28 protein-coding genes are annotated in these 26,534 nt (G+C 72.1%); 3 read left to right on the top strand and 25 right to left on the bottom strand.

The features are described from left to right. Both K3769_RS32770 and K3769_RS32765 read left to right on the top strand, forming a co-directional pair. Positions 1-1,491 (top strand): bifunctional phosphatase PAP2/diacylglycerol kinase family protein, encoded by a 1,491-nt coding sequence (locus K3769_RS32770; RefSeq protein ID WP_267029871.1) that lies wholly within the window; start codon positions 1-3, stop codon positions 1,489-1,491. A 114-nt stretch (positions 1,492-1,605) separates the two neighbouring features. Next, on the top strand, positions 1,606-2,439 hold the full coding sequence (locus tag K3769_RS32765; RefSeq protein WP_267029870.1) for a class I SAM-dependent methyltransferase: 834 nt from the start codon (positions 1,606-1,608) through the stop codon (positions 2,437-2,439). 306 nt (positions 2,440-2,745) lie between these two features. Here the strand turns inward: K3769_RS32765 and K3769_RS32760 are convergent, their stop codons facing one another. From K3769_RS32760 to K3769_RS32695, 14 genes are all read right to left on the bottom strand, one after another. Then, the gene (locus tag K3769_RS32760) at positions 2,746-3,111 is read right to left on the bottom strand and encodes a gas vesicle protein K (RefSeq protein ID WP_282567272.1); all 366 of its coding nucleotides are present in this window, start codon (positions 3,109-3,111) and stop codon (positions 2,746-2,748) included. Positions 3,112-3,152: 41 nt separating this feature from the next. After that, positions 3,153-3,341 (bottom strand): gas vesicle protein, encoded by a 189-nt coding sequence (locus K3769_RS32755; protein WP_248776654.1) that lies wholly within the window; start codon positions 3,339-3,341, stop codon positions 3,153-3,155. Beyond that, positions 3,338-4,120: a GvpL/GvpF family gas vesicle protein gene (locus K3769_RS32750; RefSeq protein WP_267029868.1), complete on the bottom strand. Its 783-nt coding sequence runs from the start codon at positions 4,118-4,120 to the stop codon at positions 3,338-3,340. Before K3769_RS32750 ends, K3769_RS32755 begins: the two co-directional genes overlap by 4 nt. Further along, complete coding sequence (locus K3769_RS32745) at positions 4,117-4,494, bottom strand: gas vesicle protein (RefSeq protein ID WP_267029867.1); 378 nt, start codon at positions 4,492-4,494, stop codon at positions 4,117-4,119. Before K3769_RS32745 ends, K3769_RS32750 begins: the two co-directional genes overlap by 4 nt. After that, on the bottom strand, positions 4,491-5,678 hold the full coding sequence (locus tag K3769_RS32740) for an SRPBCC family protein (RefSeq protein ID WP_267029866.1): 1,188 nt from the start codon (positions 5,676-5,678) through the stop codon (positions 4,491-4,493). Before K3769_RS32740 ends, K3769_RS32745 begins: the two co-directional genes overlap by 4 nt. Then, positions 5,671-6,411 (bottom strand): DNA primase, encoded by a 741-nt coding sequence (locus K3769_RS32735; protein WP_267029865.1) that lies wholly within the window; start codon positions 6,409-6,411, stop codon positions 5,671-5,673. The genes K3769_RS32740 and K3769_RS32735 overlap by 8 nt, the downstream gene beginning before the upstream one ends. Then, complete coding sequence (locus K3769_RS32730; protein WP_267029864.1) at positions 6,408-6,674, bottom strand: gas vesicle protein GvpG; 267 nt, start codon at positions 6,672-6,674, stop codon at positions 6,408-6,410. The genes K3769_RS32735 and K3769_RS32730 overlap by 4 nt, the downstream gene beginning before the upstream one ends. A gap of 25 nt (positions 6,675-6,699) precedes the next feature. Next, the gene (locus K3769_RS32725) at positions 6,700-7,449 is read right to left on the bottom strand and encodes a GvpL/GvpF family gas vesicle protein (protein ID WP_267029863.1); all 750 of its coding nucleotides are present in this window, start codon (positions 7,447-7,449) and stop codon (positions 6,700-6,702) included. After that, positions 7,446-7,877, bottom strand: coding sequence for a gas vesicle structural protein GvpA (locus K3769_RS32720; protein WP_107016803.1), 432 nt, complete (start codon positions 7,875-7,877; stop codon positions 7,446-7,448). Before K3769_RS32720 ends, K3769_RS32725 begins: the two co-directional genes overlap by 4 nt. 95 nt (positions 7,878-7,972) lie before the next feature. Continuing rightward, complete coding sequence (locus K3769_RS32715) at positions 7,973-8,329, bottom strand: gas vesicle protein GvpO (protein WP_267029862.1); 357 nt, start codon at positions 8,327-8,329, stop codon at positions 7,973-7,975. A gap of 59 nt (positions 8,330-8,388) precedes the next feature. Beyond that, positions 8,389-9,354 carry a non-homologous end-joining DNA ligase gene (gene ligD, locus K3769_RS32710; protein WP_267029861.1) on the bottom strand — a complete coding sequence of 322 codons (966 nt, stop codon included), beginning with the start codon at positions 9,352-9,354 and terminating at the stop codon, positions 8,389-8,391. Next, positions 9,351-11,201 (bottom strand): transketolase, encoded by a 1,851-nt coding sequence (locus K3769_RS32705; RefSeq protein WP_267029860.1) that lies wholly within the window; start codon positions 11,199-11,201, stop codon positions 9,351-9,353. The genes ligD and K3769_RS32705 overlap by 4 nt, the downstream gene beginning before the upstream one ends. Beyond that, entirely contained in the window at positions 11,198-12,568 is a 1,371-nt protein-coding gene (locus K3769_RS32700; RefSeq protein WP_267029859.1) for an NAD(P)/FAD-dependent oxidoreductase, read from the bottom strand. The genes K3769_RS32705 and K3769_RS32700 overlap by 4 nt, the downstream gene beginning before the upstream one ends. A gap of 310 nt (positions 12,569-12,878) precedes the next feature. Continuing rightward, the gene (locus K3769_RS32695; RefSeq protein WP_267029858.1) at positions 12,879-13,295 is read right to left on the bottom strand and encodes a phage holin family protein; all 417 of its coding nucleotides are present in this window, start codon (positions 13,293-13,295) and stop codon (positions 12,879-12,881) included. 121 nt (positions 13,296-13,416) lie between these two features. Here K3769_RS32695 and K3769_RS32690 point away from each other — a divergent pair, with 121 nt between their 5' ends. Then, complete coding sequence (locus K3769_RS32690; RefSeq protein ID WP_267029857.1) at positions 13,417-13,770, top strand: VOC family protein; 354 nt, start codon at positions 13,417-13,419, stop codon at positions 13,768-13,770. Between the two features lie 20 nt (positions 13,771-13,790). Here the strand turns inward: K3769_RS32690 and K3769_RS32685 are convergent, their stop codons facing one another. From K3769_RS32685 to K3769_RS32635, 11 genes are all read right to left on the bottom strand, one after another. Beyond that, positions 13,791-15,761, bottom strand: coding sequence for a DUF5107 domain-containing protein (locus K3769_RS32685; RefSeq protein WP_267029856.1), 1,971 nt, complete (start codon positions 15,759-15,761; stop codon positions 13,791-13,793). 59 nt (positions 15,762-15,820) lie between these two features. After that, positions 15,821-16,720 carry an arginase family protein gene (locus tag K3769_RS32680; RefSeq protein ID WP_308216483.1) on the bottom strand — a complete coding sequence of 300 codons (900 nt, stop codon included), beginning with the start codon at positions 16,718-16,720 and terminating at the stop codon, positions 15,821-15,823. A gap of 5 nt (positions 16,721-16,725) precedes the next feature. After that, the gene (locus tag K3769_RS32675; protein WP_267029854.1) at positions 16,726-17,271 is read right to left on the bottom strand and encodes a GNAT family N-acetyltransferase; all 546 of its coding nucleotides are present in this window, start codon (positions 17,269-17,271) and stop codon (positions 16,726-16,728) included. 188 nt (positions 17,272-17,459) lie between these two features. Next, the gene (locus K3769_RS32670) at positions 17,460-17,717 is read right to left on the bottom strand and encodes a LapA family protein (RefSeq protein WP_267029853.1); all 258 of its coding nucleotides are present in this window, start codon (positions 17,715-17,717) and stop codon (positions 17,460-17,462) included. A gap of 72 nt (positions 17,718-17,789) precedes the next feature. Further along, entirely contained in the window at positions 17,790-18,713 is a 924-nt protein-coding gene (locus K3769_RS32665) for a S66 peptidase family protein (RefSeq protein ID WP_267029852.1), read from the bottom strand. A gap of 37 nt (positions 18,714-18,750) precedes the next feature. Next, positions 18,751-20,778, bottom strand: coding sequence for a prolyl oligopeptidase family serine peptidase (locus K3769_RS32660; RefSeq protein WP_267029851.1), 2,028 nt, complete (start codon positions 20,776-20,778; stop codon positions 18,751-18,753). Between the two features lie 8 nt (positions 20,779-20,786). After that, a complete protein-coding gene (locus tag K3769_RS32655) occupies positions 20,787-22,121 on the bottom strand; it encodes a M20/M25/M40 family metallo-hydrolase (protein WP_372515090.1) in 1,335 nt (444 codons plus the stop codon). A gap of 1 nt (position 22,122) precedes the next feature. Beyond that, positions 22,123-22,959 carry a M55 family metallopeptidase gene (locus K3769_RS32650; protein ID WP_267029849.1) on the bottom strand — a complete coding sequence of 279 codons (837 nt, stop codon included), beginning with the start codon at positions 22,957-22,959 and terminating at the stop codon, positions 22,123-22,125. A 46-nt stretch (positions 22,960-23,005) separates the two neighbouring features. After that, a complete protein-coding gene (locus K3769_RS32645; RefSeq protein ID WP_267029848.1) occupies positions 23,006-24,661 on the bottom strand; it encodes an immune inhibitor A domain-containing protein in 1,656 nt (551 codons plus the stop codon). Between the two features lie 94 nt (positions 24,662-24,755). Beyond that, positions 24,756-25,433, bottom strand: a complete 678-nt coding sequence (locus K3769_RS32640) for a GntR family transcriptional regulator (protein ID WP_267029847.1) — start codon at positions 25,431-25,433, stop codon at positions 24,756-24,758. Positions 25,434-25,530: 97 nt separating this feature from the next. Then, positions 25,531-26,532 carry a proline racemase family protein gene (locus K3769_RS32635; RefSeq protein ID WP_267029846.1) on the bottom strand — a complete coding sequence of 334 codons (1,002 nt, stop codon included), beginning with the start codon at positions 26,530-26,532 and terminating at the stop codon, positions 25,531-25,533. Positions 26,533-26,534: the final 2 nt, after the last annotated feature.

Raw genomic sequence — 26,534 nt, 5'->3', positions numbered from 1 at the left:
ATGACCGCTGAAGTAGACCTCACCGCCACCCGGGCCGGCCATGCGCTGCTCGACCGGCTGATGGCCCTCGACACCCGCCTGTTCGAGGCGGTCGCGACCCGGCACTGGCCGGGCGCCGACCCGCTGCTGCCGAAGCTGAGCCGCGGCGCGAACCACGGGGTGCTGTGGTTCGGCGCGGCGGCGGCCCTCGCGGCGACCCGCTCGCCACGCGCGCGCCGCGCGGCCGTGCGCGGGATCGCCTCGCTGGCCCTGGCGTCGGCCACGATCAACACGGTGGGCAAGCGCTCGGTGCGCCGTCCGCGCCCGCGCCTTGACGCGGTGCCGGTGATGCGGCAGCTGAAGCGGCAGCCGATCACCACGTCCTTCCCGTCGGGGCACTCGGCGTCGGCGGCGGCCTTCGCGACGGGCGTCGCCCTGGAGTCCCGCTCACTCGGCGCGGTGGTGGCCCCGGTGGCCGCCGCGGTGGCCCTGTCGCGTATCTACACGGGTGCGCACTTCCCGAGCGACGTGCTCGCCGGGGCGGCGTTCGGCGTGGGCTCCGCCTTCGTCGCGCGCGCCCTGGTGCCGACGCGCGACCAGTTGCCGCCCCCGGGGCGTCCGCGCGCGGACGTGCCCGCGCTGCGGGACGGGGAGGGTCTGGTGCTCGTGGTGAACACCTCGGCGGGCACCGCGGACCGGATGCGTGCCATCGGGGAAGCCCTGCCGCTCGCCGAGGTCGTGGAGTGCGCACCGGAGTATCTGCGGGCCGAGCTGGAGAAGGCGGCGACCCGCGCCGAGGTGCTGGGGGTGTGCGGCGGCGACGGCTCGATCAACGCGGCGGCGACGGCCGCCCTGCGCCACGGCCTGCCGCTCGCCGTGCTGCCCGGCGGCACGCTCAACCACTTCGCGAAGGACCTGGGCGTGGAGGACGTCCGCGGCCTCAGCCGGGCCCTCACGGAGGGCGACGCCGTACGGGTGGACGTGGGCCGGTACTCCGCGGGTGACCAGGAGGGCTACTTCCTGAACAACTGCAGCCTGGGCGTCTACGCGGAACTGGTGCGCGAGCGGGACCACTGGTCGAAGCGGATCGGCGGCTGGCCGGCCGGGGTGGTCGCGACCGTGCGGGTCGTACGGGCGGGCCGGCATCCGCTGCGGACGGATTTCGACGGCAAGGAGCGGCCGTTGTGGCTGCTGTTCGCCGGGAACGGCACGTACCACCGGATGGGCCCGATCCCGGCCCGGCGCTACGACCTCGCGGACGGTCTCCTCGACGTGCGGGTGGTGCACGGCGGTCGTTTCCCGGCGGTACGCCTGCTGGCCGCGGCCGTGGCCGGACCGCTGACCCGCTCCCCCGTGCACGCGGCGCTGCGGGTCGGTGGCCTGCGGGTGCAGGGCGTCGAACCGGGCACGCTGCTGGCCTTCGACGGTGAAGTCAGGTCGGTGGAGGGTGATGTGACGATCCAGAAGCTTCCGGAGGCCCTGACCGTCTACCGGCCGAGCGTGCCCCGCTGACCGACCGTCAGTCCGTATGCCAAGACATGGGTCTCATAATTCGACATGGCGGCGTAGCTTGACGCATACCCCCGGTACTCCCGGTGGTGCCCGTACGAGTGAACGGAAGCCGTCATGTCGAAGGTGCCGAAAGAGACCGCCGTGTACACGCACGGCCACCACGAGTCCGTGCTGCGCTCGCACACCTGGCGTACGGCCGCCAACTCGGCGGCCTATCTCCTCGGCTCGCTCAAGCCCCATATGCGGATCCTGGACATCGGCTGCGGACCCGGCACCATCACCGCGGACCTGGCCGAACTGGTGCCGGACGGCCGGGTCACCGGGGTCGACCACGCGCCCGGCATTCTGGACCGGGCCCGCGCCACGGCGGCCGAACGGGGCCTGGAGAACGTCGACTTCGCCGTCGCGGACGTCCACGCGCTGGAGTATCCGGACGACAGTTTCTGCGTGGTGCACGCCCACCAGGTGCTGCAGCACGTGGGCGATCCCGTCCAGGCGCTGCGGGAGATGTACCGGGTCACGAAGCCGGGCGGTCTCGTCGCCGTCCGGGACTCGGACTACGCGGCGATGACCTGGTATCCGCTGTCCCCGGGCCTGGACGACTGGCTCGACCTGTACCGGCGGGTGGCGCGCGCGAACGGCGGAGAGCCGGATGCCGGGCGGCGCCTGAAGTCGTGGGCGCTGGAGGCCGGTTTCGACGGCGGGGGCATCACCGCCTCGGCGGGCACGTGGTGCTACTCGACGGCCGAGGAGCGGGCGTGGTGGAGCGGGCTGTGGGCGGACCGCACGGTGGCCTCCGCGTATGCGGCGCTCGCCGTGGAGGGGGGTCACGCCGACGAGGAGCGGTTGCGGGAGATCGCCTCGGCGTGGCGGGCTTGGGGGGTGCGGGACGACGGGTGGTTCTCGGTCCTGCACGGCGAGATCCTGTACCGCAAGCCGGCGGCCTGATGCCGTGAGTTCCACCCGCGGCCCGGTGGGGGTGGGCCGCGCAGTTCCCCGCGCCCCCGAAAAGCGGGGCTGCGCCCCAGCTTTTCGCCCTTCAGGGGCGCGGGAACGGCGCGGCTAGGGCGTTTCTGATGGATCTCCGTGGGTGAAGGAGCGGCGTCCGGTGCGTGCTCTCGTCGTGCCGGGCACAGGCCCGCGTACTGGACGTACTTGGGTCTGTGCCCGGTGCGGCGAGTGGGGGTCCCCCCGGCCGGAGGCTGGGGGAGCGTGCCGGGCGTCGCGACGCCGCGGAGATCCATCAGAAGCGCCCTAGTCGCGGGGAAGCAGGGGGCCCAGCGGGCCGAGGTCGAGGTTCAGGTCCTCGGGGCGGAGGCCGTAGCGGTCCCGCAGCTCCGCCATCCGGTCGTCGAGGAGCATCAGCGTGAGCCCGATCCGCTCCTCCTGGTCCTCGGACAGGTCCCCCGTGTCGAACCGCCGGACGGCCTGCCGCTCCATGAGCTGCCGCAGCAGCTCGACCACGGTGAGCACCAGCTTGATCAGGTCGCGCTCCACCGTGTCCGGTTCGAGGTCGAGGCGACTGCGCCCCGCCTTCTTCCCGGTCCCGGCCGGCCCGGTTGCGGCGACCCCGGTCCCGGCCGATCCGGTTCGGGTTCCGGTCTCGGCCCCGGGCCCCAGGGCCACGTCGTCGAGGACCCGTTGAAGTGCCTCCCCACCACTCACAGCATCTCCTCCCAGGGCGCGGGAACGTTCTCGTTCACCGAGCTGATGAGCGCGTTGAGATCGATCCGTACGAGATCGACGTCCGCGATCCGCAGGGTGAGGTCGCCGGTGATGACGACGCCGCCCGCGAGCAGCCGGTCGAGGAGGTCGACGAGGGCGATCTCCCGGCGTTCCACGACGGTCACGTGTCCTCCCCGCTGAACGAGTAGGCCGCCCACGGGCCGGTCAGCTCGACGCGCAGTCCCGGCGCGTCGTCCTTGGTGCGGTCGACCAGTTCCACGAACGCCTCTGATTCCGTGCGCGGCACCAGATAGGCGGCGTTGAGGATGTTCCGGCCGGGCGCGCGGGACAGCGCCGAGTTCTGCGGGGCGTGGATCCGGGTGTCCTCCGCGTACCCGGAAAGGGACTCGTGGAGCCGGCGCGAGAACTCCTCGGCCCGCTCCCACTTCTCCTCGCTCTCCCTGCGCTGGTTGCGGCGCTGCCGCAGATAGTCGCGTCCGGAGCCCGCCGTCCGGCCGGAAGCGGAAGCGGGTTTCGGGGACGCCTCCGCGGGTTCCGTGGCCTCCGTGGGTTCCGAGTACACCTTCACCCCCCACTCGACCCGCCCGCCGAGCCGGTCGAGGGTCCGCAGGAAGGTCTCCTCGCGCTCCTCCAGCATCGACCGGACGCCGCTGTCGTCCCGGAACACGGTGGCGAGCCGGAGCGGCAGCGGCGAGGTGACGACGGTGAGCGCGTCGATCACGTTCTGGTGGGCCCGCGCGGTCGCGCCGAGCCAGTCCAGATCCTCCAGATGGGCCCTCAGCGGCCCCTCCGCGAAGTCCTCCTCGGGCACCTGGCCGACGACGGCCACCAGCTCGCCGTGGACCAGCTGCTTGGGCGGCACGCCGGCCACCCCTGTCAGCTGAGCCGGCAGGGGTGTACCGAAGGGGCGGCAGACGGCGTACACGTAACGCAGACCACTCATCCTTGTGCTTCTTTCTCCGTCTTCTGCGACGTCTGCGCGGATTCACGCCCGCCCGCGGTCACTTCACCGCGCGCGTTCTCCAGTTCGGCGACGTGTGCCCGCAACTCCGCGTTCTCCCGGGCGAGTTCGTCGCGCCCCGCGCGGGAGGACAGCTGCGGATCGGTCTCCCACCAGTCGATGCCCATCTCCTTCGCCTTGTCGACGGAGGCGACGACGAGCCGCAGCTTGATGGTGAGCAGTTCGATGTCGAGCAGGTTGATACGGATGTCACCCGCGATGACGATGCCCTTGTCCAGGACCCGTTCGAGGATGTCCGCGAGGTTGGCGCCGCCGCCGTTCCCGTAGGGGTCGGGCAGGCGCTGAGCCGTGGTCATCGACGGCTCCGGGCACCGGCGGGCTCACGCTCGCGCTCGTCCGCCTCCTCTTCCTCCGGGACGTCCTCGTCCTCGTACTCGGCCTCCGGGGCGTCCTCCTCGTAGACCTCCTCGTCCTCCGGGACCTCTTCCTCGTCCTCGTACTCGGCCTCGGGGGCGTCCTCGTCCTCGTACGGCTCCTCGTCCTCGGGCAGCTCGTCCTCGGCGGACTCGTGGTCCTCCGGAGCCTCCTCCTCGGCCGCGCCCTCCGCGTCCTCGGAGCCGTCGTCGGCGTGGTCCTCGGAACCGTCCTCGGAGGTCTGCTCGGCTTCCTCCTCCTCCGCGACCGCGTCCTCGTGGCTCGTGACGACCTCGCCGTCGCGGATCTCGCCGCGCCAGCCGTCCTCCGCCTCGCCCTTGATGGTGATGAAGCGGGCGAAGTGCTTGAGGTCGAGGCGTGCCCGGCGGCCCTGGGCACGCCAGATGTTGCCGGTCTTCTCGAACAGCCCCTTGGGGTAGTACTCGATGACCAGCAGCACGCGGGTGAGGTTCTCGGCGAGCGAGTGGAAGGTGATGACGCCCTTGGTGGTGCCCTTGGCGCCCTCGGACGTCCAGCTGATCCGCTGGTCCGCCACCTGCTCGGTGGTGTGGGCCTTCCAGCTGCGGTTGGACCAGAAGATCTTCATCTGCCAGTCAGACGTCGTGTCGTCGGCGCGGTTCGCGCTCTTGACGCCCCGGGCGAAGTTGCTGAAGTCCTGGTACTGGGTCCACTGGTCGTAGGCCGTGCGCAGCGGCACGCCGACGTCGATGAACTCCATGATGACGGTGGGCTTCTTGCCCGCGCCGCCCTTGCGCTTGCCGCCCTTGCCGCCGGTCAGGTTCTTGAAGGCGCCCACGACGCCGTCCTTGGCCTTGCCCGCGCCGAGCTCCAGGGCGGTGCGCACCGGGCCCTTGCCGTCGGCCAGCTTGCGACCGCCGTCTAGGGCGAGCTTGGCGAAGCCGGGGCTCTCGCCGGAGGCGATGTCGTTGAGCTTGCCGGTGGTCTGGCCGAGCTTGGTCCCGACGCCGACCAGCGCCCGCTGGACCTGGGCGGCGAGGTAGGCCTGGGCCTCCTCCTTGAGCCGGTCGACCGCCTCGCTCTGGGCGAGCGAGGTCAACGGGTTGCTCTTGGCCTGCTTGGTCGCGGACCCGAGGGTGTCAGTCATCGTCGCCGCCTCCCCTCGTCGTACGGGCCCGGGTGGTACGGCGCGTGGCGCTCTTCGCCGCGGCCGTCTTCCTGCCCGGGGCCTTCTTCGCGGTCCTGGCCGCCGTCTTCTTCGCCGGAGCCTCGTTGCCGGGGCTGCGCTTGTCGGCGGCCTTCTTCGCGGGCGCCTTCGCGGTCTTCTTCGCGGGAGTCCGCTTGCGGGGCCGCGGCTTCTCCTCGTCGCCGGGCGCGTCACGGCCGGCCGGCTCGTCGTCGTCCGAGTCGCGGGTGCCGCGTGCGGAGTCGTCCGAGTCGTCGTCCTGCTCGTGCTCGTCGTCGTCGTACTCGTCGTCCTCGTAGCCGTCGTCCGGCTCCTCGTCCCGGTCGCGGCGCTTCTTGCCGCCCACGCCCGGTACGTCCGGGACGTCCACCGGGACCACGCCCGAGAGCTGGTCCTGCACCTGGCTGGTCCGCCCGTGCAGCCGGTCGGCGAGGCCGGTGATCTGGCGCTCGACGAGTGCTCCGGTGGCGGCCTTGCCCACGCCCCGCAGGTCCCCGCGCAGCTGGTCGCCGAGCTCCTTGAACTGCGGGTTGTTCTGCAGTTGCGTGGAGACCAGGTCCGCGAGCGCCCGCGGGCTGAGGTGCATCCGCTTGCCGGCCACCATGGTGCCGACGGCGAAGGCCAGTTTCATCTTCTTCGTACGTCCGAGGACGTATCCGGCCCCTACGGCGAGGCCAAGCCCTAGTCGGTTCATCGTGTAGTCCCGTTGTCGCCTGTTCCGGTGCTCCTGGTCATGGCTATCTCCAGCCTGTCGAGGAGCTCGTCCTCCATGCGGTCGAACTCCGCTTCGTCGATCTCGCCGGCCTCGAGGCGTTCCTCGAGCTTGCCGAGTTCGGCGCGGACCGCCGCCGGGTCGTAGTACTGGCGTTCGGCCTCGTTCACCACCTGCTTCATGGCCCAGAGGCTGCCGCGCACGGGGGCGAACGGCAGCATCAGGACCTCTCCGATGAGCCCCATGTCATCAACTCCTGGCTGAGCGAACTCAGTTGGTCGCCTCGGCGGGCTCGGAAGGGCCCGGCTCGACGAAGCTGTAGGGGGGCAGCGGTCCATGGACCCGCAGGTCGAGGTGCGGGTGTGCCTTGCGGACCTCGTCGACGGCGTCGAGGAACGTCCCGGCCTCGTCGCGGTCCACCAGGAACGAGAGGTTGGCCAGCCAGCCGGTGGACTCGGGGCCCACGCTGACGGACGCGGCGGTCGGCTCCAGCGCCCGGTGGATCTCGGCGGCGTCCTCGACCTCGCGGTTCTTCACCGCGGCGACCACCATCTCGCCGAGCCGCAGCTTGTCGTCGTAATTGCCGCCGCCCGCACTGCGGTTGGCCTCGGTGAGCGCCCTGACCTCGGGGTTCTCGGACATCACCCGGTGCAGTACGGCCTCTTCGTCGTGCGTGGCCTTGACGTTGTACTCGACCTTGCCGGCGAGCGCGTCGAGGCGCTCCTTGAAGTGCTCCGCGCGCTCGGCCAGGACACCGGCCACGGCTGCGTCGTCGGTGGAGACACTGCCGAACCGCATGGGCAGCACGGGACCGCCGGCGCCCGCCTCGGCGAGTACGTTCTGGTGGGCGAGCAGGTCCCTGCGCTTGGGCCGCAGCCCCTCGGGCGCGTCGCTGACGACCGCGGCGAGGTCGCCCTCCTTGATGACGCGCACCGGCAGGGCCGGCTCGCCGACGCCTTCCGTCCCGTCCGGGAGCGAGGGCAGCGAACTGGACGTGATGCCGTAGACGTACGTGCTCACTCCTGCTCCTCCTTCCGGCGCGAGGCGGCGGTCTTACGGGTGCGCGGCCTCGACTCGGACTGGCTCTGGCTCTCCTCGCGGGACTGCTTGAAGGCGTCCGAGATGGTCTCGGCGGCGCCGGACAGGGCCCCCTTGGACTTGCCCTTCGCACCGGACTCGGTGATCGAGCCGACCAGGTCGGGGAGTCCGGGGTCGCGCTTGTTTCCGGCTTCGAGGTCGAGGCGGTTGCACGCCTCGGCGAAGCGCAGATAGGTGTCGACGCTCGCTATCACGACACGGATGTCGATCTTGAGGATCTCGATGCCGACGAGGGAGACCCGGATGAAGGCATCGATGACGAGCCCCCGGTCGAGAACGAGTTCAAGGACGTCGTAGAGGCCGCTGGAGCCACCTCCACCACCGGATTGCTGTGCCGGGACTACGGTCATACCGACCGGCCCTCCTTGTCTGTCGGGTGTGTGTGCTGTCGGTCGTGTGCGCTGTCAGGTGTGCGCGCTTCGCTGGGCGCGCGGGCAGGCGCGGCCTAACGGCCGCCGGGCTTGCGGGTGTCGGCCCGGCCGCGTTCGTAGCGGCGGACGCGCCGGTACCCGGTGAGTTCGCCTCGCGGGTTGAGGGTCACCTCGTAGCTCGCGAGCAGACTCATCGTGTCGGGGACCCGGACCAGTTCCAGGACCTCGATCTCCAACGACCAGCCGTCGTCGGTGCGTTCGAACGACGACACCGACTCGGCCTCCATGCCGGTCAGTTCGGCGAGCTGGCCGCGCGCCTGGCGCAGCACGTCCATGGGACCCAGCTCGTCGTCGTCCGTCGCGTTCTGCTGCCTGCCCTTGGATGAGTTCGATGAACTCTGTGAATCTGATGTGTTGGATGTGTTCGACATGGCCACCTCGAACACCGAGTGACCGGCCGATCGTTGACCAAACCTGCGAGTGTCGGAGCTCAGCCGCGCAGGGCGTTCAGCCGGCGCCTGGCGGGCCCGAGGGCGCGCCCGCTCCGCGGCAGCCCTGACCAGGGGTTCGTGCGGGCCTGGTCGACCGCGTCGGCGATCGTCCAGCGGCGCGGGCCGAGTTGGGCATCTTCGAGCTGGTCCCAGGTGATGGGCATGGCGACCGGGGCGCCCGGCCGGGCGCGGACGGTGAAGGGGGCGACGGTGGTCTGGGCGTAGCCGTTGCGCTGGATGTCCAGATAGAGCCGGTCGCCGCGGTCCTTCTTGCGGGCCTCGGTGGTGAGCCGGTCGGGGTGCGCCTCGGTGAGCGTGTCGGCGACGTCCTTGGCGAAGGTGTGGACCTCGTCGAAGCCGTGCCGCCCGGCGAGGGGGACGACGACGTGCAGTCCGCGTGAGCCGGTGGTCATCAGGGCGGACGGCAGCCGGAGCCGGTCGAGGAGTTCGCCGAGCAGCCGGGCGGTGTCGCGGACCGGCTCGAAGTCGTCGGTCGCGGGGTCCAGGTCGAAGACCAGCCGGTCCGGCCGGTCGACCGGACCGTCGGAGGGGATCCGGGCGAGCCACCGGTGGAGGGTCAGGGCGGCCTGGTCGGCGAGGTAGACGAGGGTCGCGGTGTCCTCGCACACGGGGTGCAGGACCGTGCCGCCCTCCTTGGGCACCTCGACGCGGCGGATCCAGTCCGGATAGTGGTCCTGGACGTTCTTCTGCATGAACCTCGGCCCGTCGAGCCCGTCCGGGTACCGCTCCAGCATCAGGGGCCGTCCGCGCAGGTGCGGCAGCATGAACGGGGCGATCTCCCGGTAGTACGCGACGACGTCCGCCTTCGTGTACTCCCTCGCGCCTCCCCCGCCGGAAGCGCCGGACCCGCCTGACCCGCCTGACCCGCCTGACCCGCCGGGGAACATCACCTTGTCCGGGCGGTGCACCTCGACGGTCCGGCGGCCGGCGCGTACGGCGGTCATCGCACCACCGCGTTCTCGACCAGCAGTTTCACCGCCGCCACGATCGACTCGGCGTCGATGCCCGCCGCGTGCAGCTGCTCCGCGGGGGTGGCCGAACCGGGCATGTCCCGTACCGCGAGACGGACCAGCCGCGGAGTGGGACGGCCGTCGAGGAAGGCGTCGAGGACCGCGTCCCCGATGCCGCCCTCCGGGTGGTGGTCCTCGACGGTGAGCAGGCAGCCGGTCTGCTCGGCGGCCTCGCGCAGGGTCTCGCGGTCGACGGGCTTGACGGAGTACAGGTCGACGACCCGTACGGCGATGCCGTCGGCGGCCAGCGCCTCCGCGGCCTTCAGGGACTCGTGCACGGTCACGCCGGCGGCGACGAGGGTCAGCCGGTCGTCCGTGGAGCGCCTGAGCACCTTGCTGCCGCCGACGGGGAACTCCTCGCCCGGGCCGTACAGGACGGGCATGGCACCGCGTGAGGTCCGCAGATAGCGGACGCCGTCGAGGCCGGCCATGGTGGCGACGAGCGCGGCCGTCTGGTTGGCGTCGCAGGGGTAGAGCACGGTCGAGCCGTAGACCGTGCGGAACATGGCCAGGTCCTCGACGCCCATCTGCGAGGGCCCGTCCTCACCGATCGCGACGCCCGCGTGCGAGCCGACGAGGTTGATGCCCACCCCGCTGACCGCCGCCATCCGGACGAAGTCGTGGGCGCGGGTGAGGAACGCGGCGAAACTGGACGCGAACGGCACCCAGCCGCGGGTGGCGAGCCCGACGGCCGCCCCGACGAGCTGCTGCTCGGCGATGTAGCACTCGAAGAACCGCTCGGGGTGTTCCTTGGCGAAGAACTCGGCGCGGGTGGAGTCGCTCACCTCGCCGTCGAGGGCGACTACGTCCGGGCGGGAGGAGCCGAGCGCGGCGAGCGCCTGCCCGTAGGCGTCCCGGGTGGCGACCTCGTCCCCCTTCTTCTCCCAGCGCGGCAGGTCCAGGTGACCGGCCCGTACCGCGTGCAGCGTCCGGGCGGCCTGCGGCTGCAGGCCCTCGACGCGCAGGTCGCGTACCCCGCCCAGCTCCTCGATCGCCTCGTCGGCCTCGGGCAGCGGCTTGCCGTGCAGGCCCTCGCGGTCCTGCACGGACGCGACGCCCTTGCCCTTGAGGGTGCGGGCCAGGATCACGGTCGGCTGGCCCGCCGTGGACACGGCCTCGCCGTACGCCCGCTCGATGTCCTCGACGTCGTGCCCGTCGACCTCGACGGTGTGCCAGCCGAAGGCCTGGAAGCGGCGGGCGTACGCGTCGAGGTCGTGGCCGTGCCGGGTGGGGCCGCGCTGGCCGAGCCGGTTGACGTCCACGATCGCGGTGAGGTTGTCGAGCCCTTCGTACGCCGCGTGCTCGGCGGCCTCCCAGACGGAGCCCTCGGCCAGTTCGCTGTCGCCGCACAGCACCCAGACGCGGTAGCCCACCCGGTCGAGCCGCTTGCCCGACAGGGCGATGCCCACGCCGACGGGCAGGCCCTGGCCCAGCGATCCGGTGGCGGTCTCCACCCACGGCAGCCGGCGCGGTGTCGGATGCCCTTCGAGGCGGCTGCCCAGGGTGCGGAAGGTCAGCAGTTCGGCGTCGTCGATGGCCCCGGCCGCCTTGTACGCGGCGTACAGCAGCGGCGAGGCGTGCCCCTTGGAGAGGACGAACCGGTCGTTGCCCGGATGGGAGGGCCGGTCGAAGTCGTAGCGCAGCTGCCGGGCGAGCAGGACCGCCATCAGGTCGGCGGCGGACATCGAGGAGGTGGGGTGCCCGGAGCCCGCCGCGGCGGCCGCGCGCACGCTGTCGACGCGCAGCTGCTGACCGAGTTCGCCGATTTCGGGGGTGTTCATGGTGTTCCTTCCACAGGAGGTTGCGCGGGGGGTCCGGGCTCAGGGGTGCCGGGTCGGCCCGGCACCCGGGCTGTTTCGGGGGAGGCCGTGTCCAGGGGGACCGACCAGGACCGGACGAGGCCGAGCTGTACGCCCTGGCGGGGCAGGACGGCGTCCAGGAACCAGTCGGCGGCGACCCGGACGCGGTTGCCCGGCATCGCGGCCAGGTGGTAGCCGCGGGTGACGGCGCCCGCGGCCGGTCCGGAGAGGGGGACGCCCAGCGGGTTGGCGGCGGCCTTCACACCGCCGAGGTCGACGACGAAGCCCAGGTCGCGGTGGCGGTAGACGCGGGGCTCGCCGATACCGAGGGAGGCCGCGACGTTGCGTCCCGCCGTTCTGCCCTGCCGCCAGGCGTGCTGGGCGGTCATCGGCGTGTACTGACCGGGCTTCTCCAGGTCGGGCACGGCAGCGGCGTCACCGCAGACGAACACCTCGGGGCGGCCGGGCACCTGGAGGGTCGGTTCGACGAGCAGCCGGCCCCGTTCCATGACCAGGCCGAGCCCTTCGGCCAGCGGGTCGGGCCGTACGCCCACGCACCAGACGAGCGTCCGGGTGGGCACGAAGTCCCCGTCGCTGAGCAGGACGCCGTCCCGGGTGGCCTCCCGCACGGACGTGCCGGTACGGATCTCGACGCCCCGCTGCCGCAGGACGCGGTCGGCGGTGCGCGAGAGCCGCTCGTCCATCTCCGGCAGGACGCGCGGCGCGATGTCGACCAGGGTCCAGCGCGGCCACAGGCCCGTGCGGTGCGGCTGCCCGCGCACCAGGGCGTCCGTGAACAGCTGTCCGTGCGCGGCCACTTCGGTGCCGGTGTAGCCCGCGCCGACGACGACGAACGTGCACCGGGCCGCGCTGGTCGCGGGGTCTTCGGCGGCCGAGGCGAGTTCCACCTGCCGGGTCACGTGGTCGCGCAGGTACAGCGCCTCGGGCAGCCCCCGGAAGCCGTGCGCGTGCTCGGCCACACCGGGGATCGGCAGCAGTTTGTTGACGCTGCCGGCGGCGAGGACGAGCCGGTCGTAGGAGAGCGTGCCCGTGTCGCCCTCGGGGCCGGTGTAGCCGACGGTGCGTGCGTCGAGGTCGATGCCGTCGGCCTCGCCGAGCACCAGGCGCACCCGGGGCAGGGTGCCGGTCAGCGAGACGGTGACGCGGCGCGGTTCCAGGACACCGGCGGCCACCTGGGGCAGCAGGGGCAGATAGAGGAAGTAGTCCGTCGGGTTGAGCAGAACGATGTCCAGCGGTCCTGCCGTGCCCCGGGTCAGCGCCGAGAGCGTCCGGGCCGCCCGGTATCCGGCGAAGCCCGCGCCGACCACCACGACACGGGGGCGGCTCATCGGTCGGCTCATGGGTCGCCTCCGGCGGAATCACTCGAACGGGGCTTTCCGCGTCCCCCTGGCCGGGGTGCCCAAACGTCGGGCCACCGGGGTTCCGGCCGCCGTGGAGGACGAGCGCGGCTCCTTCGACTTCTGCTGACTTCTACCGACTTCTATCGCAGGAAGTCGGCCGCCGCAGCTCCATAAGTGGACTTCAGGACACGCCGGACGGCCAGGCGAAGACGTCGGCCGCGTCGGGCGCGGACAGCGAAGACCGGGGCCACGTCGTTGTGGCCCCGGTCGGCAAGGGGGGTCCGGGCTGCGGTGCGGCTCACCGGCCCCGGGTGTCCGGCACCGCGTTGCCGGGCGCGACCGGCGGCATCGGGGGGACGGCGGGGCCGTGGGCCGACGTGCCCGGAACCGTGCCGGCGGCACCGTCCGGTGTGGGCCGGGACGCCGACGGACGCGCCGCGTTCCGCAGCGCGTACGCCAGTACGCCGAGCACGGCGGCGGTGATCAGCGCGGCGGCCCAGTCGGGCAGGCCGATCGCGAGGGCGAGACCGACCGTGAGCGCGAGGGCCGCGCCCGCGTACAGGGCCAGGGCACCGGAGGCGGCGTACATCGCGGCCGTCCGGCGCTGCTTGCGGGTCTGTTCCCGCAGTTCCTCGCGGATGGCGTCGCGGGCCACCTGCGCCAACTCGTCGGCCAGGTGCTTGTCCAGATGTTCCATGTGATCGATGCGGTCCATGCGCTCCGGGTACCCGTCGCCCGCGGTGCGTAACGCCCGCCCGGCCGGACCGGACGGGCTCCGGCACGGGATCCGTACGAAACGATCTCCTCACCGGCCGACCGCAACTAGGCTCGTCCGTATGGACATTCTGGGAGCCACGCTGCGCATCTGCGTCGATGACCTGGAGGCTGCGGTCCCCTTCTACGAGAGACTGGCCGGCGGACCGGCGCAACGCTTCGAGCGCGGCGGGGTCTCCGTCGCCGCCGTCGGCTGCTTCCTGTTGATGAGCGGCCCCGAGACGGAGTTGGAAGTGCTGCGCAAGGTCTCGGCGACCATCGCGGTCAAGGACGTCGACGAAGCCCACCGGGTGCTCACCGAGTCGGGCGCACACGTGGTCGCGGGCCCGGTGGCGACCCCGGCGGGCCGCAACCTCATCGCGATGCACCCGGACGGTTATGTGTACGAGTACGCGGACCGCCGCACGGCACCGTAGAGCCGGGTGACGAAGCGGGTTCAGCCGTCGGTGCCGGGCGGGCGCATCCGGAAGTCGTAGCGCTCCGGCAGGGGTTCGGCACAGATCCGGGACCACAGGTCCCCGATCGCCTCGGCCCCCTCGCGCAGGTCGGCCACCTCGAAACCGGCGTCGAAGACGGCACGCGCCGCCTCCTTGTCGCCCTCGGCGAGCAGCAGCCGCGCCTCGATCAGCCGGAACCGGCCGCGCTCGCGGGTCACCGGGAGCAGCCGTTCCCACACGGACCGCGCGCCCGCGGTGCGCCCTGCCGCGAGCAGCGCGCCGATCGCCTCGCGCCCGAGCGCGGCGGTGGCCGCCGTCCAGGTCTCGCCGTCGTCGCGCCGCTCCTGGCACAGGTCGTCGAAGGCGTCCGCGTACCGGTCGGCGGCCCGTTCCCGGTTGCCCGCCTCCTGGTCGGCGACGGCGAGGCAGCGCAGCAACGGCCAGAGGGACGGCGCGAGTTCGAGTCCGCGCTCCCAGCTGCGCACGGCCTGGGCCCGGTCGCCCGCGTGCCACTGGGCGATCCCCAGGTGGTACTCGGTGAGCGGTTCGGCGGGGGCCGTCTCCAGCATGTCGCGCCAGTGGGGGCCGACCAGCGTCTCACCGGGCGGCCCGACCCTGCGGGGCTCGGGGAAGGAGCCGGAGCGGAGCAGCTCGGCCCAGGGTCGCTGGGCGTCCCCGAGCGTGGACTCGTCGAAGGGTGTGCCGGGCAACTTCAGGTCGGCGCGCAGCACTTCGAGCGCTCCCCAGCCGGAGCCGGTGGCCAGCACCTCGGTGGGTTCGGTGTCGGCGGACGCCAGCCAGTGCTCGTACGCCGTCTCGAACTCCCCGCGTGGCAGGCGCTGTTCGAGCCCTGCCTCGACCTCGGAGCGGGCGGCGTCCCAGTCGTCGCCGTGCACGGGTCCGGCGTCCGCGTCGATCGGCCCGTACGCCTCCAGCCAGCTCACCTCGCTCTCCGCGTCCAGGCGTACGTGCTCCAACTGCGTGCGGGCCAGGCCCGCCTGGATCTCGCAGTAGCCCTCGGTGCCCGGTTCGGTGAGCCATTCCTGCCAGCGGCGCCCGCCGGTGCCGCTGCCCCACACGAAGAGTTTGCGTCCGCGCAGGACGTCGGTGGACGTCTGCACCAGCCCCCGCCCGGCCTCGTCCACGGCGGCGATCCAGCGCCGCCGTCCGTCGGGCACCTCGTAGAAGTAGTCGGCCGGGTACTCGCCGCGCGGTGGATACGTCCGGTCGACACCTTCGTGCAACGGGACAGGCACCCGACGCAGCCGTCGCTCGTACCCGAAGTGCCAGGCCTCCTCCGCGGGCGCGAGCACCCTTCGCGCCTCCGGGACGGCGGTGTTGGACCACCAGTACAGCGGGGCGGCCCTCTCGTGCGGATTGCGCACGCGAACACCTACGTGCAAGAAGTCAGAGCCCTCCGGCAGCCACAGGTCGACCTGGAAGGGCAGGTCGCGCAGCCGCTCCCACTCCCACAGGCGCAGCATCGGTGTGCCGTCGGGCGCGGCGACCCGGGCCGCGTGCACGGGTGCGCAGGCGAGGGTGGAGTGGCCGGTGGCGCCGATGTTCCACTCGATGCCACCGGAGAACCAGGCGCCGTTGAGCGCGAAGTCGGCGCACTGCAACACCGGGTTGCGGTACAGGAGTTCGCGGTCGGACGGCTTGTGGAAGAGGGAGACGACCCGGCCGCCGAAGCCGGGCAGCACGGTGGCGCGCAGCCGCTCGTTCTCCAGGACGATCGTCTCGACCTCGCGGGGCGTACGGCTTCTCCCGTACCCGTCCCGGACGCGCTCGGGCAGGAGACTGCGCAGCGGCTCGTACGCGATCTGCCGGGCCATGTCGCGGGGCAGGCTCGCGCGTTCCCGCTCGTCCACGTGGTGCGTACCGGTGAGCGGGCGCAGTGGGGGCAGGGGGTTGGCGGGGCCGGGTCCGGCGACCGGAAGCGTCAGTACGTCACGTCGGATGGTCGTCACATGACCATGGAACAGGGTGGACGACGTGCCGACCAGAGGCCCTTACGGTCAGGATCGGGTCAGGATCGCGCAAAGGCCGCGACGACGATGTCGGCCAGGAGGGCGCCGGCGGTTCCGTCGGGGTCCAGGTCGGGGTCGTAGATGGTGACGTTGAAGCCGGCGCAGTGCGGGGAGGTCACCAACGGCCGCAGCAGCTCGGTCAGTTCGCCGGGCAGCAGGCCACCGGAGTCGGGGCTGTCGACGGCGGGCATCACGGACGGGTCGAGCACATCGGCGTCGAGATGCACCCAGAAGCCGTCCAGGTCCGCTACGCCGAAGGCTTCGGCGGTGGCTCGCGCGACGGCGTCGGCGCCCCACTCGCGGATGTCGCCGACGGTCACCGTGGGGATCTTCAGCGCGGCCAGCTCGGCGCGGTCGTCCTCGAACTCGTCCCGGATCCCGAAGAACCGTATGTCCTCGTCGCGCAGATAGGGCTTCAGCCCCTCCAGGTCGGTGAGGTCGTCCTGCCCGCGGCCGGTGGCGAGGGCGACCTCCTCGCCACCGGCCGCGCCGATCCGGTCGGAGTTGCCCGGGTGGCGGAAGTCGTGCGAGGCGTCCACCGCCGCGAGGCCGTAGCGGCCGACGCGGCGCAGCGCGAGGGAGGCGCCGAGCTGGATCGAGCAGTCGCCGCCGAGGACGACGGGCAGCTCGCCGGCCCGTACGTGCCGCTCGATACGGTCGGCGAGCGTACGGGTGTAGGCGGCGAGCGCGGCGGCGTTGAAGACGCCGTCGCCCTCCTGCCAGTCGCCCCGGTCGTAGCGCGGCGGTACGACCACGCCGCCCTCCAGGGCGTTCAGCCGCTGTACGATCCGCTGCTCGCGCAGGGCGCCGGCGAGCTTGTAGCAGCCGGGCACGGTGCCGGGGGCGGGCGGCCGGAGGCCGAGGTTGGAGGGTGCGTCCAGGACGACGAGATTCCGCAGGGCACTCATGTTCGAATCATATCGGCGGTGAGGGCCCACCGCTCATGGTCGCGCCAGGCTCCGTCGATGAACAGGAAGTCCGGCGAGAAGCCCTCGTGACGGAACCCGCAGCGGCGGGCCAGCGCGATGGAGGCGGCGTTGTCCGGCTGAACGTTGATCTCCAGCCGGTGCAGCCCGAGCGTGCCGAACGCGTACCGCACGACCAGGTCGAGCCCCTCGCTCATCAGCCCGCGTCCGGCCGCGTGCGCGAAGGCCCCGTACCCGAGCGCCCCGCACAGGAAGGCGCCCTCGACGATGTTGTTGATGTTGATGAACCCGGCGATCCCTCCCCCGTCCTTCTCACAGACGAGGAACCCGGCCTTGGTCGGATCGTCGATGAGCCGCCCGGCGTACGAGGTGTAGGCGGCGGGGGTGGCGGGCGGCTGGAGCCAGGGGTGGTGCAGGTCCCTGCTCTCCCGCACCCGGGCGGTGAACTCGGGCCCGTCCTCGTGGCTGAAGAGACGTATGCCCACGCGGGGGCCTTCGGCGAGATACATGGTGCGCCCGAACATCCCGCCACGCTACGCCCACGCCCAGCACGAGCCGTGGCGGGGCTTGCTGCGCCGTTCCCCGCGCCCCTGAAAGCAAGGGCGCAGGGAACGGCGCAGTCCTTTGCCTTTAGGGGCGCGGGGAACGGCGCAATCTTTTAGGGGCGCGAGGAACGGCGCAGCCCACAGACAGCGAGCCGGCCAACGGCCGGCTACCCCCGGCGTCGCATGGAATACGCCCCGCACAACGCACCGATCACCGCCGTGGCGAGCAGCGCCACCCACAACGGCATGGTCACCTCGGGAATCAGCAGCCGAATCTTCGTCGCCCGGGTGTTCTCGAAGATGAAGACCAGCCCGAGCACGGCCAGCGCGACAACCGCCACCCGCCCGGGCGTCAGCACACTCCCCCGCCCGGCCCCCGCGCCACCACTACCGTCACCACCACGCTGCGAACTCTTCCGGCTCATGGACCCAGGATGAGCGCACCCAAGCGGGCCACGCGCGGCGAGGCGTCCCTCCGGGTGAGGCACGGCCCGGCGTCACACCAAGGCGGGCGCGTCCAACGTGAGAACCCCCGCGTCCAGCTCCGCCCGCACCCCGAACGGAATCGTCAGCGCTCCCTCCGCGTGTCCGAACCCGAATTCCTCGGCGATCGGCACCCCGAGCCCGCCGAGCCGGTCCAGAAGCAGCTCCCGCACCCGCTCGTAGGGGCCGCACCGGTCCCAGGACCCGAGCAGGACCCCCGCGACCCCCTCGAACCAGCCGGCCCGCAGGAGCTGCGTGAGGTACCGGTCCAGGCGGTACACCTCTTCGCCCACGTCCTCCAGACACAGCAGCCCGCCGCCCGCGGAGGGCCGGGCGCGCGGTGTCCCCAGCTCGGAGGCGAGCAGGCTCAGACAGCCGCCGAGCAGGACGCCGTCGGCCCGCCCCGGCACCAGGACCCGCCCGGCCGCCGCCGGCCTGATCGTCCGCACGGACTCCGGCTCGAAGAGGGTCGCCCGGAGATGGTCCTGGGCGCGGGCGTTCTTGACGAAGTCGATGCCCGCGGCCATCGGACCGTGCAGGGTCACGAGCCCCAGCCGCGTGGCGAAGGCCTCGTGGAGAGCGGTGACGTCACTGAAGCCGACCAGCACCTTGGGCCCCGCGGCCCGCAGCGCGTCCCAGTCGAGCAGGCCGGCCATGCGCTGCACGCCGTAGCCGCCGCGGGCGCAGAGCACCGCGGCCACCGACGGGTCGCACCAGGCGGCCTGGAAGTCGGCCGCCCGGTCGGCGTCCGTGCCCGCCAGATAGCCGAACGTCGTGTGCCGGTCCAGGACATGGGGTGCCAGAACCGGGTCGAGGTCCCAGCCCCGCAGGATGTCGAGCCCCGCCCGCAGCCGTTCCTCCGGCACGGGCCCGCTCGGCGCGACGACGGCGACCCGCGCGCCGGCGACCAGCCGCGCGGGCCTGACGAGCTCCTTCAACGTTCGCTCACACCCCGCTCGCTCACCCGACGGCTGCTCACTTGACGAGCTCCAGTGCGGGCACTCCGGACGGGTTGAGGCCGAACACCTGGGCGTACAGGGAGAGCTCGGCCTCCAGGGCGCGCACCATCGTGTCGGTGCGCCGGAATCCGTGGCCCTCGCCCTCGAAGGTGAGGTAGGCATGCGGCACGGACCGCGCCCGCTCCTCCAGTCGGGCGAGGAACCGCTCGCACTGCGCGGGCGGGCAGATGACGTCGTCGAGGCCCTGAAGGAGCAGGAAGGGCGCGGTGACCTTGTCCGCGTGCTCGGTGGGCGAGCGCTCGGCGTACCGTGCGGGCACCTCGGCGCGCGGCCCGATCAGGCTCTCCAGGTACTGGGACTCGAAGTCGTGCGTCTCGCCCACGCCCCAGCCGACCAGGTCGAGGACGGGGTAGAGGATCGTCCCGCACGCGTAGACGTCGGTGCCGACCAGGGAGGCGGCGGCGGTCCAGCCGCCCGCGCTGCCGCCCCGGACGGCCAGCCGGTCGCGGTCGGCGGTGCCCTCCTCGGCGAGGGCGAGGGCGACGGCCGCGCAGTCCTCGACGTCCACCACACCCCACTGCTCGCGCAGCCGGTTGCGGTACTCGCGCCCGTACCCGGTGGAGCCGCCGTAGTTGACCTCGGCGACCCCGATGCCGCGCGAGGTGAAGTAGGCGATCTGCAGGTCGAGGACGAGCGGGGCGCGGCCGGTGGGCCCGCCGTGCGCCCAGACGACATAGGGCGGGAGCACGTCGCCGGGGGCCACATGGCCGGGGTGGTGGGGCGGATAGATGTGCGCGTGGATCTCCCGGCCGGCGGGCCCGGTGAACGTACGGATCTGCGGTTCCGGGTAGTAGGCGGGGTCCACCGGGTCGTCGTGCCGGGCTCCCACGACACGGGCCCGTCCGGTACGGGCGTCCAGTTCGACGACCTCGTACGCGCTGCGCGGGCTGGCGGCGACGGTGACGACGCGGCTGCCGTCGACGGCGAGAGTCGGCTCGTACTCGGTCCAGGGCCCGGCCGCGTCGACGACCTCGCCGCTCTCCGGGTCGAGGATGCCGAGCACGGCGGCGCCCCGGCCGTGCACGACGGCGATCAGGCCGCTGTCCAGGGGGGCGAACCAGCGGCGGCCGACCGTCCACAGCGGCCCGCCGAACTCCTGCTCGCGGGTGCACAGGAGGAAGGGCGGCTCGGCGTCGCCGCCGGTGCCGTCGCTGTCGGTGGCGTCGCCGGACGCCCGGTAGAGGTTCCACCAGCCGGTGCGGTCGCTGGAGTACAGCAGGGAGCCGTCGCGGCCCCAGTCGGCCTGGGCGATCGCCTCGTCGGGTCCGCCCGCGACCGTCCGGGGCTCCCCCAGCGTGCCGTCGGGGGTCACCTCGGCCACCAGCAGCTCGGTGCCGTCCCACGGCATCCGCGGGTGGTCCCAGGCCAGCCAGGCCGCGCGCCGCCCGTCGGGCGAGATCCGCGGCCCGGTGACGAACCGGTGCCGGTCGTCGGTGAGTTCGCGCACCGCGGCCCGGTCCTCGGCGGCGGAGCCGTCCAGCGGAACCGCGGCGACGAGCCGCCGCACATCGCTGGGCCCGTCGCCGGTGAACTCCTCCAGTACGCACCAGACCTCGCCGTGTTCGAGGCGCACCCGCGGGTCCACCCACCGCAGTCCGCCGCCCACGGAGGACACGGGGGTGAGGGGGCGCGGGCCGCTCCCGGGGTCGGCGGGCTCGTACGCGTAGAGCCGCTGGTCGGCGAAGTTCACGAAGACGACCAGCGGGCCGTCCTCGCGGAGCGTGCCGGTCCAGGGCTGTCCGCCGTACTCCATGACGCGGCTGCGGACGTTCCACGGGGCGGGCAGCACCGACTCCTCCGTACCGTCGGCGAGGCGGCGCACCAGGGTGCGGCGACCTCCCTCGGCGGGCCGGGGTTCGGTCCACCAGGCCTCGTCGCCGACGAAGCCGACGAAGTCGGGGTGCCCGTCGTGCGCGGCGGCGAGCGCCGCGTCGATGGGCGAGGGCCAGGAACCGTAGGCCAGCGTCTGCACTGTGTCCCCCATTTTTTCCACTAGGCCGTGCGCAGGAAGCGGTCGAGTACCCGGACTCCGAAATGCAGTGCCTCGACGGGCACCCTTTCGTCGACTCCGTGGAAGAGGGCCTGGTAGTCGAAGCCCGGCGGGAGCTTCAGCGGTGCGAAACCGTAGCCGGTGATGCCGAGGCGCGAGAACTGCTTGGCGTCCGTGCCCCCCGACATGCAGTAGGGCACGACGTTCCCCTCGGGCGCGAACTCCTCCACGGCGGCGCGCATCCGGGCGTACGTCGTCGAGTCCAGCGGCGCCTGCAGGGCGACCTCGCGGTGGACGAACTCCCACTCCACGTCCGGCCCGGTGAGCCGGTCGAGGGTGGCGCGGAACTCGTCCTCCGTACCCGCCAGGAAGCGTCCGTCGACGTGTGCGACGGCCTCTCCGGGGATCACGTTGACCTTGTAACCGGCGTCCAGCATGGTCGGGTTGGCGCTGTTGCGGACCGTGGCCTCGACGAGGGAGGCGGCGGGACCGAGCTTCTCCATCAGCCGGTCGACCCCGGCCGGGTCGTCGAGCGTGGGCTCGATGCCGTACAGCGCGGCGAGTTCGGTGAGTGCCGCGCGGACCGTCGGGGTGAGCCGTACGGGCCACTCGTGGTCGCCGATCCGCGCGATCGCGGCGGCCAGCCGGGTCACCGCGTTGGACCGGTTCACCTTGGAGCCGTGGCCCGCCCGGCCGTGTGCGGTGAGCTTGAGCCAGCCGGTGCCGCGCTCGCCCGCGGCGAGCGGGTACAGCTGGCGTCCGCCGCCGTCGTGGAAGGTGAACGCCCCGGACTCGCTGATGCCCTCGGTGCACCCCGCGAAGAGCCCGGCGTGCTGGTCGGCGAGGAAGCCCGAACCGTCCTCGGCGCTCGCCTCCTCGTCCGCGGTGAACGCGATCACCAGGTCGCGGCGGGGGCGTACGCCTGCGCGCGCCCACTGCCGGACGACCGCGAGGATCATCGCGTCCATGTTCTTCATGTCGACCGCGCCGCGTCCCCAGACGACCCCGTCGCGGACCTCGCCGGAGAACGGATGGACGCTCCAGTCCTCCGCCTGCGCGGGTACGACGTCCAGGTGGCCGTGGACGAGCAGCGCGTCGGCGGACGGGTCGGTGCCCTCCAGGCGCGCGACGACGTTCGTACGCCCCTTGGTGCGCTCCAGGAGGGTCGGCTCAAGGCCCGCCTCGGCGAGCAGGGCGGCGGCGTACTCGGCGGCCGGCCGCTCCTGGCAGTCGCCGCCACCGCGGTTGGTGGTGTCGATGCGGATGAGGTCGGAGGTGAACCGGACGACCTCGTCCAGGGCCTGCTCGTCGACGGCCGCCTGCTCTATCACGCTCATGTCAGCCATAGTTCTCCTCCACGGCGGCCGAGACGATCGTGGTGACCGCCTTGAAGGTCCGGATGCCCTCGTACATCGTGGCGCTGGTGTACGCCACCTTGCGTTCCCCGGTCTGTTCGACGCCCGGGACGACGGTGGCCGACATGGCCAGGTGCTCGGCGTCGAACTCGAGCGCCACGGTGAAGGGACCCGCCTGCGCGGGTTCGTGCCGTACCGCGAGCCGGGTCGCCTCCTCGGCCGCCGAGCGGATGTCCGCCGCCGTACGGGCCGGGGTGCGGCACACGGCCGCGTACCGCGAGACATGGTCCTTGACGGCGACCTTCAGCGCCTCGGGCGCGTAGCCGAGCGCGTCCTCGCAGGCCACGTCGTCGCCGGTGACGAGCACGACGGGGACTCCGTACTCGGCGACGACGCGGGCGTTGAGCAGGCCCTCGCTGGCCCGCTCGTCATTCACCCACACGCCGGTGATCGAGTTGGCGAGGTAGGTGTGGGCGAGGACGCCCTCCATGCCCGCTCCCGCGTGGTAGCCGACGAAGGCGATGCCGTCGACGTCGCCGTGCTGCACACCCTCGACCATGGAGAGCGATTTGTGCCGCCCTGTGAGCATCTGCGCTCGTTCGTCCAGTTGCTCCAGGAACAGGTTGCGCATGGTCCAGTGGGCCTCGTTGATGAGGACCTCGTCGGCGCCGCCGTCGAAGAAGCCGAGGACCGCGGCGTTCACGTCCGAGGTGAACATCGACCGGCACCGCTCCCACTGCGGTGTGCCCGGCAGCACGTCGGCCGGCCAGGTCACCCCGGTGGCGCCCTCCATGTCGGCACTGATGAGGATCTTTACCATGCTCCAGTTGTATCGCAGTCGCGATGCGCTCCACAGGCCCGGGCGGTCAGCCGGTCGAACCGACCGAAACCCGCACTCGGCCGTCGGTGTGTTCCTCGTCCACGGTGACGGTGGTCCCGGAGTCGGCGTCGTAGCTGGATCCGTAGGGGGCGGCGTCGTGGTGGTGGACCCCTTCGAGGTCGTCGAAGACCGGGACGGCGGGCCGGGCCGGGATCACCGTCCGCACTCCGCCGAGGTGGAAGACGAGCGGGGTGGTGGGCCGCAGTCCGAAGGGCGCGTCGTACGTCTGGAGGCGATTGCGGATCACCGCGCCGGAGGCGGTCCTGGCGGGTTCGGCATGGGCGTCGACCGGCAGGATCCGGCCGTGACCGCCGTTCGCGCGGGTCTTGTTGTCGCGGTACCTGGTGTCCCAGTACCAGATCAGGATGCCGCTCTCGTAGTGCAGCCGCTCCTTGAACCGGGGCCGTTGCGGCGCCCAACCGAGCTGGAAGGGGCTCGACTTGAGGAACCTGTCGTCCCCGACGTACTGCCTGTTCTCGACGACGTAGTAGCGGGCATTGCCGTCCGCGTCGGCCGGCAGGTTCACCAGCAGCGCCTCGGGGCCGGCGGTCGCGGAGGGCACGGAGAGCGGATTGAGAGTGACGGTGGAGGAGGCACCGGACTTGACGGTCACGTAGTCGAGCCACCCGAGCCGAAGCCTGGCCCAGGCACCCAAGTCGGCCGGATGGGCCGCGAGTTCGCTGTCGTCCGACAGCAGGGACCCCTGCGCCATCGCCGACCAGAAGCCGGTGGAGTTCTCGGCGCCCGAGGTGTCGTACAGGTCGGGCAGGCCGAGGTCGTGGCCGTACTCGTGGGCCAGGGTGCCGAGACCGCGGTTCTCGTTGGTCATGGTGTAGTCGTCGACCCAGATCCCGGAGTCGCCGACCTCGCTGCCGCCCTCCTTGCCACCACCCGCCGGACCCAGCTCGTCCGCGCCGGTCTGCAGATGGCTGACGGTGCCGCGGTGGGACCCGATGGCGTCGGAGCCGTTGACACCACCGCCGTTGACCTGCGACTCCCCCGCGAACATCAGCATCACACGGTCGAGATAGCCGTCGGGTTCGTCGAAGTTCCCGTCCCGGTCGTGGTCGTGGCGGTCCCAGGTGTCGTACGTGGCGAGGTACTTGCGCAGTGAGGCGACGCTCCGGCCGGTGGCACGCTGATCCGCGTACCACCGGTCGAGTCCGTCCGTGACGAGCCGCTGATTGCAGTAGTACGTCGAGATCGGCTTGCCCTGCTTCTTGCAGGTGTCGGTGCCGTAGTGCGCGAGGGGCCGGCCCACGCGTGTCCAGTCGTGGACGGTGCCGCTGATGGTGTAGGCGCCGCTGGACTGCCGCTGGTAGTAGGAGCGCAGGGTGTCATCGGCGGTGCCGAAGATCTGCCGCTGGTAGTAGGCGGGGCTGTAGTCCGCGGTCCAGACGGTGGAGTTGTCGACGGACCGGTCGGGCTCCGGAATCCGATTGTGCGCGTAGTCGGCGAACTCGACGGGCAACACGAAGATCTTGTCGTCGCCGGATACGGCCGGCTCCGCAAGGGGCGCGGGGAACTGCGCGACGGGGGTTCGGGGGCGGAGCCCCCATGCCGGTGCCGCGGCACCGGGTGCCAGGACGCACAGGCCCACAGCGGCGGCGACCACCACCACTCCGCGCGTCCACTCACTCACGTACGTCCTCCTCGCGCTCCCGGTCCCGGCCGCACTCAGGAGAGCATGAGGAGACACCCGCGCCACGTTGCCGGACAGCGTGTCGCCGTCGCGGTCACTCGGCCGCCCACAACCCCCGTACATGCCCGAGATGCCGCGTCATGACGGCACGTACCGCCGCCTCGTCGCGGGCGGCCAGCGCGTCGAGGATCTCCAGGTGCTCCTCGGCGGAGGCCTCCAGCCGGCCCGCCTCGACGAGGGCGTGCAGTCCGTACAGCCGGGACCGCTTGCGGAGGTCGCCGACGACCTCCACGAGGTGTTCGTTGCCGGCGAGGGCGAGCAGGCCGAGGTGGAAGCGGATGTCCGCCTCGACGTACGCGATGAGGTCACCGGCCGCCGCGGCCGTGACGATCTCCTGCGCGACGGGCCGCAGCGCCGCCAGGTCGGCGGGGGCCGCGGAGGCGGCGAGGCCCACGGTGGTGGGGATCTCGATGAGCGAGCGGATGTGCGTGTACTCGTCCAGCTGCTTCTCGGAGACGGCGGTGACCCGGAACCCCTTGTTGGGCACGGTGTCGACCAGGCCCTCCTTGGCGAGGTCGAGCAGGGCCTCCCGCACGGGGGTGGCGGACACCCCGAACCGGGCGGCGAGAGCGGGCGCCGAGTACACCTCCCCGGGCCGCAGCTCCCCCGCGATGAGAGCGGCCCGCAAGGCATCCGCGACCCGCTCCCGATAACTGGGCTTCTTCCCCCCCAGAGCGGGCAGGACGGGATTACCAACACGCTGCACAACCATGAACAACCTCCTGGACCACGAGCCTCTTTGGGGGGCGCGGGGAACGGCGCAATCTTTGAAACCGCCGCGCAGCGGCACCGCACCCCACCCCACCCCGCTACAACACGAACCCCGCCGGAAACGGATCCCCGGGATCAAGCAAATACTGCGCGGTCCCGGTAACCCACGCCCGCCCCGTGAAGCTCGGCAGCACAGCCGCCACCCCACCCACCTCGGTGACCCCGTGCAACCGCCCACTGAACCGCGTCCCGATGAACGACTCGTTCAAGAACTCCGTCTCCAGCCCCAGCTCCCCCCGCGCGTACAGCTGCGCCATCCGCGCACTCGTCCCCGTCCCGCACGGCGACCGGTCGAACCACCCCGGATGAATCGCCATCGCGTGCCGGGAATGCCGCGCCGTCGAACCGGGCGCGACCAGGTGCACATGATGGCAGCCCCTGATGCTGGAATCCTCCGGATGCACCGGCTCCCCCTCGGCGTTGATGGCGTCCATCAATGAAAGACCGGCGGCGAGGATGTCGTCCTTACGAGCCCGGTCGAAAGGCAGCCCGAACTGGTCGAGCGGCAGAATCGCGTAGAAGTTCCCCCCGTACGCGAGGTCGTACGTCACCGTCCGCCCGTCCGCGAGCTCGATCTTCCGGTCGAGGGCGACGGAGAAGGACGGCACGTTCCAGAGCGTGACCGACCGCGCCGCCCCGTCCCGCACCGCGACCTCGGCGACGACGACCCCCGCCGGCGTGTCGAGCCGGATGGTCGTCACCGGTTCCACGACCTCGACCATGCCGGTCTCCACGAGGACGGTCGCGACCCCGATCGTCCCGTGCCCGCACATCGGGAGATAGCCCGAGACCTCGATGTAGATGACGCCGAAGTCGCAGTCGGGCCGGGTGGACGGCTGCAGGATCGCGCCGCTCATCGCCGCATGCCCGCGCGGCTCGTTCATCAGCAACTGCTTGATGTCGTCCCGGTGTTCGCGGAAGTACAGCCGCCGCTCGTTCATCGTCGCACCGGGAACCGTGCCGATACCGCCGGTAATCACGCGGGTCGGCATGCCCTCGGTGTGTGAATCGACGGCGTGCAGGACGAGTTTGCTGCGCATGA

The sequence above is a fragment of the Streptomyces ortus genome, from assembly GCF_026341275.1.
Lineage (GTDB): Bacteria > Actinomycetota > Actinomycetes > Streptomycetales > Streptomycetaceae > Streptomyces > Streptomyces ortus.
Note: the sequence above shows the minus strand (reverse complement) of the source record. Positions and strands in the feature narration are given on the sequence as shown.